Source organism: Paractinoplanes bogorensis, assembly GCF_018829635.1.
GTDB lineage: Bacteria > Actinomycetota > Actinomycetes > Mycobacteriales > Micromonosporaceae > Actinoplanes > Actinoplanes bogorensis.
Genome location: NZ_JAHKKG010000009.1, coordinates 18,396 through 30,558, shown reverse-complemented (window position 1 = coordinate 30,558; position 12,163 = coordinate 18,396). Strand labels below are relative to the sequence as shown.

Annotated in this window: 14 protein-coding genes; 7 read left to right on the top strand and 7 right to left on the bottom strand. The window is 68.7% G+C overall.

Annotated features, from left to right (window positions below):
- Position 1 precedes the first annotated feature (1 nt).
- From KOI35_RS28210 to KOI35_RS28200, 3 genes are read left to right on the top strand one after another with little or no spacing between them, the layout of a single operon-like run.
- Complete coding sequence (locus KOI35_RS28210) at positions 2–1,027, top strand: peptidoglycan-binding protein (protein ID WP_215791669.1); 1,026 nt, start codon at positions 2–4, stop codon at positions 1,025–1,027.
- 26 nt (positions 1,028–1,053) lie between these two features.
- Positions 1,054–1,686: an ABC transporter ATP-binding protein gene (locus KOI35_RS28205; protein WP_215792014.1), complete on the top strand. Its 633-nt coding sequence runs from the start codon at positions 1,054–1,056 to the stop codon at positions 1,684–1,686.
- Positions 1,683–2,843 (top strand): ABC transporter permease, encoded by a 1,161-nt coding sequence (locus KOI35_RS28200; RefSeq protein WP_308121181.1) that lies wholly within the window; start codon positions 1,683–1,685, stop codon positions 2,841–2,843. Before KOI35_RS28205 ends, KOI35_RS28200 begins: the two co-directional genes overlap by 4 nt.
- A gap of 340 nt (positions 2,844–3,183) precedes the next feature.
- Here KOI35_RS28200 and KOI35_RS28195 read toward each other — a convergent pair whose 3' ends face one another.
- From KOI35_RS28195 to KOI35_RS28185, 3 genes are all read right to left on the bottom strand, one after another.
- Positions 3,184–3,543, bottom strand: a complete 360-nt coding sequence (locus KOI35_RS28195; RefSeq protein ID WP_215791668.1) for a hypothetical protein — start codon at positions 3,541–3,543, stop codon at positions 3,184–3,186.
- 2 nt (positions 3,544–3,545) lie between these two features.
- Positions 3,546–3,779 carry a hypothetical protein gene (locus KOI35_RS28190; RefSeq protein ID WP_215791667.1) on the bottom strand — a complete coding sequence of 78 codons (234 nt, stop codon included), beginning with the start codon at positions 3,777–3,779 and terminating at the stop codon, positions 3,546–3,548.
- 388 nt (positions 3,780–4,167) lie between these two features.
- On the bottom strand, positions 4,168–4,755 hold the full coding sequence (locus tag KOI35_RS28185) for a hypothetical protein (protein WP_215791666.1): 588 nt from the start codon (positions 4,753–4,755) through the stop codon (positions 4,168–4,170).
- Positions 4,756–4,844: 89 nt separating this feature from the next.
- On the opposite strand from KOI35_RS28185, the gene KOI35_RS28180 reads away from it, so the two are divergent.
- Positions 4,845–5,489 carry a uridine kinase family protein gene (locus KOI35_RS28180; RefSeq protein WP_215791665.1) on the top strand — a complete coding sequence of 215 codons (645 nt, stop codon included), beginning with the start codon at positions 4,845–4,847 and terminating at the stop codon, positions 5,487–5,489.
- Here the strand turns inward: KOI35_RS28180 and KOI35_RS28175 are convergent.
- Positions 5,421–6,203, bottom strand: coding sequence for a polysaccharide lyase family 7 protein (locus tag KOI35_RS28175; RefSeq protein WP_215791664.1), 783 nt, complete (start codon positions 6,201–6,203; stop codon positions 5,421–5,423). The genes KOI35_RS28180 and KOI35_RS28175 overlap by 69 nt on opposite strands.
- A gap of 264 nt (positions 6,204–6,467) precedes the next feature.
- On the opposite strand from KOI35_RS28175, the gene KOI35_RS28170 reads away from it, so the two are divergent.
- Positions 6,468–6,914: an SRPBCC family protein gene (locus KOI35_RS28170; RefSeq protein ID WP_215791663.1), complete on the top strand. Its 447-nt coding sequence runs from the start codon at positions 6,468–6,470 to the stop codon at positions 6,912–6,914.
- A 152-nt stretch (positions 6,915–7,066) separates the two neighbouring features.
- The gene (locus tag KOI35_RS28165) at positions 7,067–7,834 is read left to right on the top strand and encodes a hypothetical protein (protein WP_215791662.1); all 768 of its coding nucleotides are present in this window, start codon (positions 7,067–7,069) and stop codon (positions 7,832–7,834) included.
- Here KOI35_RS28165 and KOI35_RS49045 read toward each other — a convergent pair.
- The gene (locus tag KOI35_RS49045; RefSeq protein WP_215791661.1) at positions 7,831–9,144 is read right to left on the bottom strand and encodes a helix-turn-helix transcriptional regulator; all 1,314 of its coding nucleotides are present in this window, start codon (positions 9,142–9,144) and stop codon (positions 7,831–7,833) included. The genes KOI35_RS28165 and KOI35_RS49045 overlap by 4 nt on opposite strands.
- Positions 9,145–9,213: 69 nt before the next feature.
- Between KOI35_RS49045 and KOI35_RS28155 the strand changes: the two genes are divergently transcribed.
- A complete protein-coding gene (locus tag KOI35_RS28155; RefSeq protein ID WP_215791660.1) occupies positions 9,214–10,338 on the top strand; it encodes a 3-oxoacyl-[acyl-carrier-protein] synthase III C-terminal domain-containing protein in 1,125 nt (374 codons plus the stop codon).
- Here KOI35_RS28155 and KOI35_RS28150 read toward each other — a convergent pair.
- Both KOI35_RS28150 and KOI35_RS28145 read right to left on the bottom strand, forming a co-directional pair.
- Positions 10,322–11,455: a Gfo/Idh/MocA family protein gene (locus tag KOI35_RS28150; RefSeq protein ID WP_215791659.1), complete on the bottom strand. Its 1,134-nt coding sequence runs from the start codon at positions 11,453–11,455 to the stop codon at positions 10,322–10,324. The genes KOI35_RS28155 and KOI35_RS28150 overlap by 17 nt on opposite strands.
- 25 nt (positions 11,456–11,480) lie before the next feature.
- Positions 11,481–12,083: a copper resistance CopC family protein gene (locus KOI35_RS28145; RefSeq protein ID WP_215791658.1), complete on the bottom strand. Its 603-nt coding sequence runs from the start codon at positions 12,081–12,083 to the stop codon at positions 11,481–11,483.
- Positions 12,084–12,163: the final 80 nt, after the last annotated feature.

The following is a 12,163-nucleotide window of genomic DNA, read 5'->3' as shown; positions in this document are numbered from 1 at the left end:
GATGCGGAAACGATGGCTGATCACCGGCCTCGTCGTCGCCGGTCTCGCGGCCGGTGCGACGGTGGTGGCCACCCGGCACCAGCGCCCCGAACCGGCGCCCGAACCCACCGAGAAGCCGGCGACGGCCCAGATCGAGCGCCGGACCCTCTCCACGGTCGAGAAGCTGACCGGCACCCTCGGGTTCGGGTCGGCGCGACCGCTGGCCGGGCACTCCGAGGCGATCGTGACCTGGCTGCCGCCGGTGGGGACGACGATCCGGCGCGGAGATCAGGTGTTCCGGGCCGACGACAAACCGGTCACGCTCTTCTACGGTGGGCTGCCGCTCTACCGGCCGATCGCGACCCCCGGCATGACCGGCCGGGACGTGCGGATCGTCGTCGACAACCTGCGCGCCCTCGGCTACTCGACCGGGCCGCAGAAGCGCCGCGAGATCGGCGAACTCACTCCGAAGCTGGTCGAGGCGATCAAACGCTGGCAGAAGGACGTCGAGTTGCCGGTGACCGGGACGATCGCGGTCGGTGATCTGGAGGTGCAGTCCGCAGCCGTACGCGTCGCGTCGATCTCCGTCCAGCCCGGTTCCCCGGCCAACGCCGAACTCATGACGATCACGTCCACCCGCAAGGTCATCACGGTCGGGATGGAGTCGGCATCGGTCAAGCGCGGCGATCGGGTCACCGTGGGGCTGCCCGACGAGCGTACGGCGAAGGCTCGGGTCGTCTCGGTCGGACGTGTCCTCGAGTCGGCCGACCAGAGCCCGCCCAAGCTGACCGTCACCATCACCGTCGACGATCCCGCGATGGTGAGCAAGCTCGATGCGGCCGATCTCGAGGTGAGCTTTCCCGGGCGTACGAGAAAAGGGGTCCTCGCCGTGCCGATCGAAGCGCTCGTGGCACTGACCGAGGGCGGGTATGCGGTGCAGGGGCCGGAGGGGTTGATCGCGGTCAAGACCGGCATGTTCGCCGACGGCTGGGTCGAGATCACCGGCGACGGCCTGGCTGAGGGGGCCGACGTGGTGGTCGCGTCGTGAGCGTGCTGTCCCTGCGCGACGCGAGCATGGTCTATCCGGGTGGTGTGACCGCGCTGGCCGGCGTCACCCTCGACATCGACGCGGGCGAGCTGGTCGCGGTCGTCGGCCCCTCCGGATCGGGCAAGTCGACGCTGCTCAACATCATCGGCACGCTCGACCGCCCGACCTCGGGCACGGTGCTGATCTCGGGCCAGGACGTCGCCACCCTGCGCGACCGGCAACTCTCCCGCCTGCGGGCGCGCGAGATCGGGTTCGTCTTCCAGCAGTTCCACCTCACCGACGGCCTCACCGCGATCGACAACGTGACAACCGGTTTGCTGTACGCCGGCACGCCGCGCCGCCACCGTCGAAGGCTCGCTCTGGAGGCCCTGACCCGGGTCGGCCTCGAGCATCGCGCCGGCCATCGCCCGCAGCAGCTGTCCGGCGGCGAACGGCAGCGCGTCGCGATCGCCCGCGCCCTGGTCAACGGCCCGTCGCTGGTGCTGGCCGACGAGCCGACGGGCGCCCTGGACACCGCCAACGGCCAGGCTGTGCTGGCTCTTCTCCGGCGCCTCAACGACGAGGGCACGACCATCGTGGTGATCACCCACGACCGCGACATAGCGGCATCCATGCCCCGCCGGATCGAGATCCGCGACGGTCTGGTGGTTTCCTCGTGAGCCCACTCGACGTGCTGGACCTGGGCTTTCTCGGACTGCGGACCCGTCCCGCCCGGGCGGCGCTGTCCGCTCTGGGGATCGCGATCGGCATCGCCACGATGATCGTGGTGACCGGCATCCCGGCGTCCAGTCAGGCCGCCCTGCTCGACGAGTTGAGCGCCCTCGGCACGAACACGTTGCAGGCCTCGGCGCTGGACGGCGAACCGCCGGTTCTGCTACCCCCGTCGGCGGTCGAGATGGTCCGCCGCATAGGCCCGGTCACGGCGGCGTCGGCGGTTGGCAACACCCATTCCCTCGTACGGCGGAACGATCGCATGCCCTCCGAAAACAACTCGGGTCTGACCGTTCTCGCCGCACGACTGGACCTGCTCCCGACCATCAACGCGCACGTTGCATCGGGCACATGGTTGACCCCCGCCACGGCACACTTTCCCGCCGCGGTGCTGGGCTCGGTCGCCGCCGCCCGGCTCGGGATCTCCTCACCGGGCCCGCAGATCGTCCTCGCGGATCGCCGTTTCACCGTGGTCGGCATCCTGGCCACCACGCCGTTGGCCCCCGACGTGGACCGCTCGGTGCTGGTCGGCTGGGACGCGGCCCGGACTCAACTGGGCTTTGACGGCCACCCCACGGTCCTCTACGTGCAGGCGGCGGAAGCCCAGCTCGAAGCGGTGCGGGGTGTCCTGGCCGCCACCATCAACCCCGAACGCCCCGGCCAGGTCAACGTGACTCGGCCGTCCGACGCTCTGGCCGCCAAGCGCGCCACCGAAAGCAGTTTCTCGGTCCTGTTTCTGGCGCTGGCGGCGGTGGCGCTGGTGGTGGGCGGCATCGGGGTGGCCAACACGATGGTCGTGGCCGTGCTGGAACGTCGTTCCGAGATCGGGTTGCGGCGTGCGCTGGGGGCTACGCGGGGGCAGATCCGCTTGCAGTTCCTCACTGAGTCGGTGGTGCTCGCCGCCTTTGGCGGGGTGCTGGGCTCTGGTATCGGCCTCGCCGCCACGATCGGCTACGCGTGGTGGCAGCAGTGGCCGCTGGTCATCCCCACGTCGGCCGCCCTGACCGGCGCCGGCGGGGCGGTCGTGATCGGAGTGCTGGCCGGTCTCTACCCGAGCTTCCGAGCGGCCCGCCTGACCCCGACCCAAGCCCTGGCCACCGTCTAGGCCGCACCTGCATGCGGACAGAGCAGGCCTCACAAAATGCCATAGCCGCCTGGGCCGGTGGCGTCGATCGCGTCGTCGCCGAGTGCTGCGCAGAACTCCGCAGAAACAATGGCGTACTCAAGGTCAAGGTGCGCTCGTCGCGCTCGCATTGCGGTATGAATGCGATCACCCTGCACCCATACCGCAGGGCGCCTAGCTAAACGTGCTGCTGCCGGGCGCCGTTTGCCGGTAAGCCACGGCACGAGTTTCCGGTCGAGTCAGAAAGCTCGGAGGTTCACGGCCAAGATCATCATGCTGAGGTCACGGCAGTACGAGGTCCACTGGGCCGCTGATCATGAAGCTACTTCTGAGAGGGCTGCCCAGCCTTGGTCTCGTGGTTGGAGGACTCGGCTACGTCGCCTCGTCCTCGCTGTCGGGGAAGTGCCTGAAAGGGCTGGCCACCACCGCCGTAGCGCTGTCGAGCAGCCTCGCCACTCGTTCCGACGAGCGTGCCGATCGCCTTCCAGGAAACTCCGATGATCCGGGCCGCTCGAATGGCCTCGGCCAGAACGGCGAGCGCCTGTGTATAGGAAAGGTATGCGCGGTGAATCGCCGCAAGAGCTTCTGCCCTTGGCCCGTCGCTGTCGGCCGGCTCCGCCTCCTCGAACTTTCGGGCCAGCTCGTCCGCGTGCTGCAGGATTTCCTCGACACTGCGCGGCATAGTCACATCCCCCTCAGAAACTTGGGCCGAGCGGGCATCGCGTGAAGGATGACGGTGGTTCCGTCGTCCGCGCGGACCACTCCGACCTCAAGGAGCCGCGTCGCGCGATCGGCGCCGACAAGCATCATCATGCCTTCCCCAACGTCGAACCATCTGATCGAGTTGCGGAAGGCATGCAGTATGTCTTCATCAGAGACATCGTGCTTACGAGCGCTCTCGGCGATGACAGGCTCCACGGATGCCAAGTTACCTTGTCGCACCTCTGTCAACAAGTTACCTTGCGGAAAGCCTGAGGGTGTAGGAACGCACAAACTCGTCGACCTTGAGTGTTCAAGGCCGACGAATTGGGCCGTCGCTGGGCTGCGCCACGACGAAGGTGCAGCCCATGAGCCGCTCCGAGTTGGCGGCCGAGGAGCCGGCGCAAAGTTTCGACGAACCATGGTGCGACGGCGGCCCAATTTTTCGGAGCGGCGGGACGAGTTGGACGGGCTGTGGAAACGTGCCGCCCCTCGCCGTGACGATGGTCTTTGCGGCTACTGACGGGACTGACCCAAAGTCGTCCGCCGTCGTCCTTTGGCGGACCTGCCTCGGTCCAGCCTGCGGGTTTGATTGCGGTTAATACCCCTACTTTTTTGCGGCGACCTCGCGCTCGCATACGGGAGCCAGGTCCATGCCCCGGGTGATCGAGCGCTGATCGTTCTGGTCGCCGCCCAGGGCGATGCTGATGCCGTCGTCGGAGACCTCGACGTACTCGATGCCCTTGCCCTTCAAGCACTTCACTACGGCTACGGCGAAGTCGCGCGCCTCGGGGTTGGCCGGGTCCTTCTCCCACGGCGGCAGCGGGTAGTACTGCTCCTCGCAGACCCGATAGGCCTCGTCCAGCTTGTAGGCCTCCGTGCCGGCGACCGGCGCGGCTCCGGCCTGGCTGGTGTCGGCGGCCCGCTTGGCCTCAACCGACTTGACGCCGTGCTCCTTGAGGCACTTGTTGAACGGCGCCAGGAGCGCCTCGAAGTCCTCCGCAGTTCCGTCGATGCGTTCCCGCGGTCGTTGCGGCGCCTTGGACGCCACCGACTTCTCGGGTGCTGCGCTCTGCAGCGTGGCCACCTGGGCGTCGGTCTGGCTCTCTTTCGAGCTGCTCGAACCGCTCGAACCGCACGCCGACAGCACCGTCATGGCAACCGCAGCCACCACCAGCGCAGAACTTCTCCGCATGAAACTGCTCCCTGTCTCTTACTCCTCGCCGAGCGGTCAGCCTGGCGGGCGGAAGTCAGGAAGCTGTCAGGTTCGGGTAGAACCAGGGAATGAAACTCGGACCGGGCGAGCCGGAAGGCGGGACGTGGCGGGCTGAGCCGTTCGAGGAGTTCGCGCGGCGGCTTCGGGGGCGCGTTGTCGCGGTGGACGGGCGTGGAGGCAGCGGCAAGACGACGCTGGCCGAACGGATCAGTCGCGAGCATCCGGGCAGCGTGGTCGTGCACACCGACGACATTGCCTGGTGGCACTCGCGGTTCGGGTGGGACGACCTGATGGCCGGCGGCGTTCTGCGGCCGTGGCGGGCCGGGCAGGACGTTCGCTATCAGCCGCCGGCCTGGGCGCCGCGCGGACGCACCGGCTACGTCGAGGTGCCCGCGGACGCGTCCCTCCTCATTGTCGAAGGGTGTGGTGCGTCGCGGCGTGAGCTGGCCGGGCTGATCGACACGGCTGTGTGGGTGCAGTCCGATTTCGACGAGGCCAAGGCGCGCGGGCTGCGGCGGGACATGGCCCAGCGGCCCGATCTCGACGAGGCCGGCGCGCTGCGCGAGTGGGACGAGTGGATGGCCGAGGAGGTGCTGTTCTTCCTCGACGATCGGCCCTGGCGGCGCGCCGACTTCGTCGTTCGGTCACCCGTGCCGGATGGTGAGGCTGTAGAACTTCACCTTGGCCCCGTTGGTGGTGCTCTCCGAGGATGACTGGTTGTAGGAACCGGCCTTGAAGTACTGCTTGTACGGGTTGAAGCTCGACGGGATCGTGTAGTTCGTGGTGCTGCCGTTGATGGTCAGGCTGGCCCGGTTGCCCGACACGTTGAAGACGTACGTCCACCTCTGGCCGAGCGGCACGTTGCCCAGCTTGTGCAGGGTCTGACCGTCGGTGGGGCTGCGCTGCTGGCCGAGGTAGATGTCGCCGTTGGCCCGGTAGTAGAGCTCGAGCAGCGGCTTGGTCGAGGTGCCGCCGCTGCCCAGCTTGACCTGCCCGACGGCGACATTCTTGGTCACCGACACGACGCGCAGCTCGGCGCTGAGCGTGTGGTTGCCGGCGAGCGGCCAGTCGGCGGCCGAGCCGTTGGCGTTCATCTCGCGCAGTTCGGAACGGGCGTAGTTGGAGTTGGGTGTGGTCACGCCCTTCTCCGGAGCCCAGAACGTCATCGAGCCGTCGTTCTTGTCGGTCCAGAAGTAGGACGGGTTCGTGTAACCGTTGGCGCCTTTGAGGCGGGCCGGCGAGATGGTCTCGGGGCTGCCGGGCGACCCGATCGGCAGTTGCAGCGACCAGACCGACAGGTTGAAGTTGCCGCCCGGGGCGACGGCCGGGTTGAGGGCGGCCGCGTTGGCGTTGGTGACGCCGAGCAGGCCGAGCCCGCCGACAACCACAGTGGACAGTGCGGCAGCGAGCAGGGTGCGCTTACGCATGGGGGATACCTCGTTTGCCGTTTGAGGGGGATAGGCAAGACGGTTAACAATAAAGCTACCTATCGATCCCTTGTCAACCGAAACCCCTGGTCAGATCTTTAAGCAGTCTTAAATTATCCCGTACGCGTATGGAGCCGCTCGTCCACAGACGCGAGTTGTCCACAGGCCCGGAGCGGGGCGGCGCCCAGATCCACGACAATGCCCGAGGTGGTGGCCCCCTGGGTGGGCGGGTTGTGATTTGTGCGGGACCTACGATCTTGGGCTATGTCGATCGACCGGTTCAGCGACACCGTCCGCATCGCCGCTGAGCCTGCGGTGATCTATGCCCATCTGCTCGATCCGCAGAGTTACATCGGACTGTCGCCGCTCATCGTGGGCGTGCGCGACGTGCGAGCCGCCGACGACGGCCGGAGCACCGCGTACGTGGCGGTCGAGCGGTTCAAGCTGGGTCCGTTCCACTGGGACAACATGATTCGGGTGACGCTCACCGGCGAGGTTCCGGACGCGCGGGTGGTCAGCGACGTCGTCAGCCCGGGTGCGGTCCGGTTGAAGTCGGTTGTCGACCTGGCCCCGACCGCCGACGGGACGACGACCCTGACCGAGACGATCGAGACTCGGTCGCCGGCGCTGCTGCGGGGGTTCGTGGTCAAGCAGGCGAGCTCGGTGCAGAAGTCCCGCCTGGCCGAACTGGCCCGCCGCTTCAGCCGGTGAGCGGAGCGCCGGCTGCGGTGCCGCCTACCAGGTAGTTCTCCGGCCGTGGGAAGCAGCCCGGCCGGCGACGTCGCGGGTGAAACGAAGGCCACGCGACACGCGTCCGCCGGTCATGAGGGTCTCCGCCATGTGTTCGTGATACCCCTGGAGGCATGGATGTCCCGTACGTGGTGAAGGAACCCGTCGGCGGTGCCCGGCCCGATGCGCCAGTGGTGATCGGCTACCACCTGTTGGACTCGCCGCGCACCGAGGTTGCACTTGCGGCCGCGCTGCCTCTCGATGGGCTGGACGCCTGGCGGATCTATCTCGGCCTGCCGATGAGCGGCGCTCGGGGGCAGGACCTGTGGCCGTTGCTGGCCGAGGACGCCGTGCTCAAGGTGTACGAGCCGATCGCGTTCGGTGCGCTTGCGGAGTTCCCCGAGGCGTACGGGGAAATCCGCTCGCGGCTGGGCATCGCGGACGGGGTGCCGCTCGGTGTGCTCGGTGGCTCGCTCGGCGGCGCGGCGGCCCAGCTCGTGGCGTCTACCCACGACGTCAAGGCGGCCGTGCTGGTCAACCCGCTGGTGCAGCTGCGGGCGGCGATCGACGGGATCTCGGCCAGCTTCGGCACGCCTTACCAGTGGGAGGAAGCGGCGGACGAGGTCGCCGAGCGGATGGACTTCGTGGCCCGGGCCGGGGAGCTCGAACGGACGGCGATCCGCTATATCACCGGCGCCGACGATATGGCCGACGCGATCATCGAGCCGGTGGAGAAGGCAGTCGCCGAGCTTGGCCGGCGGGGTGCGACTGTCGACCATCACGTCGTACGGGAAATGGGTCATGCCCTGGCCGAGGAACCGGGGACCGAGGCCGCGCCGCAGACCCCGCACGCCCGTGAGGTCGACCGGCTGGCTGTGGAGTGGTTCCGGGGGAACCTCTAGTCGAAGGTCGAGCGGCGTCCGGCCAGTTCGGTCCGGTTGCGGACGTCCAGTTTGCGGAAGATGTTCCCCAGGTGGAACTCGACCGTCTTGACCGAGACGAACAGCTGCTCGGCCGCCTCCTTGTTGCTGAGCCCGTCGGCCACGGCAACCGCGACCCGCCGTTCCGCGCCAGTCAGACCCGGCGGGCGGCCATCCGAAACGGACAGCGCCCGCAAATCGGCCATGACCAGGGAAACCATGCCGGCCGCGCCGATCGCCGCGTAGCCGGCACAAGACCCTTCCATCAGCCGTACGGCGTTGGCCCGCCGGCCCGCCCGCGCATGCGCCACGCCCAGCAACCAGGACATCCGCGCCCGCGGCAGACGCTCGGGCGGCCGGGTCAGCAACGGCAGCGCCGCCTCGAACGCCGACGACGAAGCCTCGTCCAGCGGGTTGAGGATCCACGCCCGCCAGGCCGCCATGGCCGGGCCACCAGGCAGATGCACAGGCGCTTCCGGTACGCCGTCGAGCAGTCCCGCCGCCCGCGAAACGTCCCCGGCCAGCGCGTGATGCGTCGCCAGCTCCCAGCGGAACTCGAAGACGAGCCCGGAGTCGACGCCCCGCCCGTTCGCGACCAGCAGTTCGAGCATCGCCGCCCACGCCTCGGTGTCGCCCAGCGCGAAGTGCAGCGCCGCCGAACCCTCGAGGATGTGCCCGGCCACCCACTCCGAGCCGTTGCGGCCGGCCAGTTCGCGGGCCTCGGCCAGGTGCCGGGACGACGACTCCAGGTCACCGCGCAGCGCCTCGCATTTGATCAGCCACGACGTCACCTCGGCCTGCACGTCGCGGCGGCCGGCCCGGGCGGCGAGTTCGCGGGCCTCGGTCATCACGGCCTGCCCGCGTACGAGATTGCCGCCCCACGCGTCGGCCAGGCCGATCATGGCCAGCAGACGGGCGTGGCTCACCGGGTCGTCCAGCGGCACGACGTGGCGCAGGAACTTCTCGCGCACCTCGTGCGGCCGGATCAGCGTGAGCGTCACGAAGATCGCACACTCCAGATACAGCGGGTCTTCGTGCAGGCCGAGTGTGTCGAACAACTCAAGCGCCCGTTCCAGGTGCGCGGCCGCGTCGGGCGAGCCGATCCGGGACAGCGTGACACCGGTGACAACCTCATGCAGAAAAGGCTCCTGCTCGGCGAAGCCGGACATCCTTTCCACCAGCGGCCGCAGGTCGGCGGCGCCGTTGTTGCGGGTCAGCACGAGAAAAGCCTGGAACACCTGGCGGGGATCGCCGGAGGCGGCCAGCCGGTCCGCCTCAAGATCGCTTGACACCCCCAAAGGGTAAGAACTGGGGATCTCCCTGGTGTATCGGCCGACCGGTGCTCGCCAGACTCCGAACTCATGACTGTCGACAGTGCCCGCCCGTTGCCCTATGCGATCACGGGGCTCGGAACGCTCATCGGGCGCGTGATTTCCATAGACGAATGGGCCGAAGCGGCGCGCATCCCGGCGCGCAGCGGCGGCGTGATGACCGGCGAACTGGTCGAGCGGATCCTCGGCATCGAGGGCAAGAGCTGGGACCCGTGGACCTTCGCCGACCTGGGACGGATCGCTCAGATCGGGCGGGACGCGCTGCTGTCGGCCGACCTCGAACCGCGCGACATCGACGCGCTGATCGTGGTCACCTGCTCGCCGTACGAGGTCATGCTCGACCAGGACGCGTTCCGGCTGGCCCGCGAGCTGCAACTGCCGGACGAGGTGGTGCCGATCCAGATCGGGGCCGGGTGTGCCGGGCTGGCCCGGGCGGCGGCTCTGGCGGCCCGGATGAGCTCGCGGAACGCGCTCGTGATCACCTACAACGCGCCCAGCCGGATCACCGGTGACCTGCGCGGCGGCGTCAACCCGATCTATCTGCAGAACGACAAGCACCCGCTCGGCAAGAGCCTGTGGGCGTCGGCCGGCATCTTCTCGGACGGCGCTGCGGCGCTGGTCCTTTCCCGGACGAACGACGACGGTTTTGTGCTCTACTCGCGTGACTCGCAGTCGTTCGGCGAGGAGCCCGGCTTCACCGATCCGCTGATCCACCACTTCGGCGGGGGCTCGTCCCACCCGTACGGGACCCCGGACGCGGCCGAACTCGCCTGCTACGGGATGAACGGTCCGCAGGTCAAGCGCTACTACACGCACGGGATGATGCTCAACCACGCGGCGCTCGACGCGGCCCTGCCCGGCTACGTCGACAAGGTCCGCCGGATCTACACCCACCAGGCCAGCCCGGCCCTGGTGCAGACGTTCGCCAAGCTGGCCGACCTGCCCCCGGGCAAGGCGCCGACCAATGCGCGCGCCTTCGGCAACCTGGTCAGCGCGAGCACGGCCAAGATGCTGCACGACGACCTCTTCGCCGGGGCGATCGCCAACGACGATCTGGTCTGCGTGTCGGTGGTCGGTTCGGGGCCGGAGCGCGGCGCCTTCGTGATGCCGCTGCGGGTCGGAAAGGTGGTCGAACCGGCTACCGGCTCGGCGTGACCCAGCCCCCGGTGACCACCGACTGCTCCATCGCATCCAACACCGAGGCCGCGCGGATGGCGTCGACCAGATTTGCGCCGTACGGCGTCAGCTCGCTCACCGACCGCAAGAAGCGTGCGGCCTCGATGACCTTGAGGTCGTCGTAACCCATGGGAATTCCGGCCCCCGGCTGGAACGCCCCGAAGTCTCCGTCGAGGGGGCCGGCGAAGAGGGTGCGCACCGGTTCGTCCTGATAAGACGAGCCGGTGCTCACACCCAGTTCGCCCATCCGTCGAAAATCCCAGAAGAGCGCGCCCCGGGTGCCGTGGATCTCGAACCCGTAGCTGTTCTGCTCGCCCACGGCGACGCGGCTGCAGTCGAGCATCACCCGAGCACCCGAGGCCATCCGCAGCAGGCTGCCGAAGTAATCGTCATTTTCGACGGGACCCGGCTCGCCGCTGCCCCGTTCGTGCCCGGCCGTGGCGGCGGTCGGGCGCGGTCTCTCCGGGATGAAGGTGGCGGTGTCGGCGACCAGGGAGTCGATCTCGCCGAGCAGGTAGCGGATCAGGTCGACGCCGTGGGCGCCGAGATCGCCGAGCACGCCGTTGCCGCCCCGGGCCCGTTCGAAGCGCCAGCTCAACGCGCCGTCGGGGTGGGCCGCGTAGTCGCTCAGGAAGCGGAACCGGGCGTGCGTGACGGAGCCGATCCCGCCCGCCGCGATCAGCTCGCGGGCCTTTTCCACGGCGGGCGCGTTGCGATAGTTGAACCCGACCGCGACCTGCACATCACCGACGATCGCGCGGGCGTCGTCGGCGGTCAGGCCGACCGGCTTCTCGATCCAGATGTGCTGACCGGCCGCGGCGAAGGCGCTGCCCATCTCGCGGTGCAGGAAGTTGGGGGCGGTGATGCTGACGGCGCCGACCCGGGGGTCGCCGACCAGCGAACGCCAGTCGGGCGTCGACTCGCCGAATCCGTACCGCTGGGCGGCCGCTTCGGCTCGGCCGGGGACGTCGTCGGCGACGGACACGAGGCGTACGGGAAGAATGTCGGGAAAATGGTGGGGAACCCGGGCGTAGGCCTGCGCGTGCACCCGACCCATCCAGCCGAAACCGACAACCGCGACGCCCAATGCCTCCATCGATGGAGCGTAACCGCGTAACCGCTTATCCGGCCCGACGGTGACGCGCGAAGAGGAAACCGCCGAGGCCCAACAGGCCCACGACGATGACGGCCAGCGTGATCCACAGAGCGGAGTTGCCCGAGCCGCCGTCGTCTCCGGACGAGGAGGCCAGGTCGGCGGCCGGGGCCGACGCGGTAGCGCTGGTAGCCGGCGGGTCGACCGCGACCAGCGACTCGTCCGGCGCGGGAGTGGGTTCAGTGCTTTCCGAAGAAGAAGCGGCCGGATCGGCGACGGTGAACTTGTAGGAGCCCTGCACGGTGTGCCCGTCTTCGGAGACCACCCGGTAGGCGACCGTGTAAGCCCCGTTGGGCAGCGCGTCGAACGTGACCGAACCGGTCTTGCCGTCCACCTCGGGATCGGAGGCGTCGACCTTGCCGGAAGAACCGCTGACCGTGATCGTCGTGTAGTCCGGGTTCAGCTTCTGCAGGAACCGCAGCTTCACGCTGGTCGGCGCCTTCTTCACCGTCGCGCCCTTGGCCGGAGTCGCCTCGGCCAGCGCGTTGTGGGCGAACGCCGGCGCACCCGGCAGCAGCACCGCGAGCAGGGCGGCCAGCGCCACGAGGAGGCGGGTCAGGGGCTTGCTCATGGTCGAGGGTCCTTCGGGGTCGGGGCCGGTTCGAGAGTCGTGGTCGAGTCAGTCGCTCGTCGGCGTGCAAAAGTTCCCGG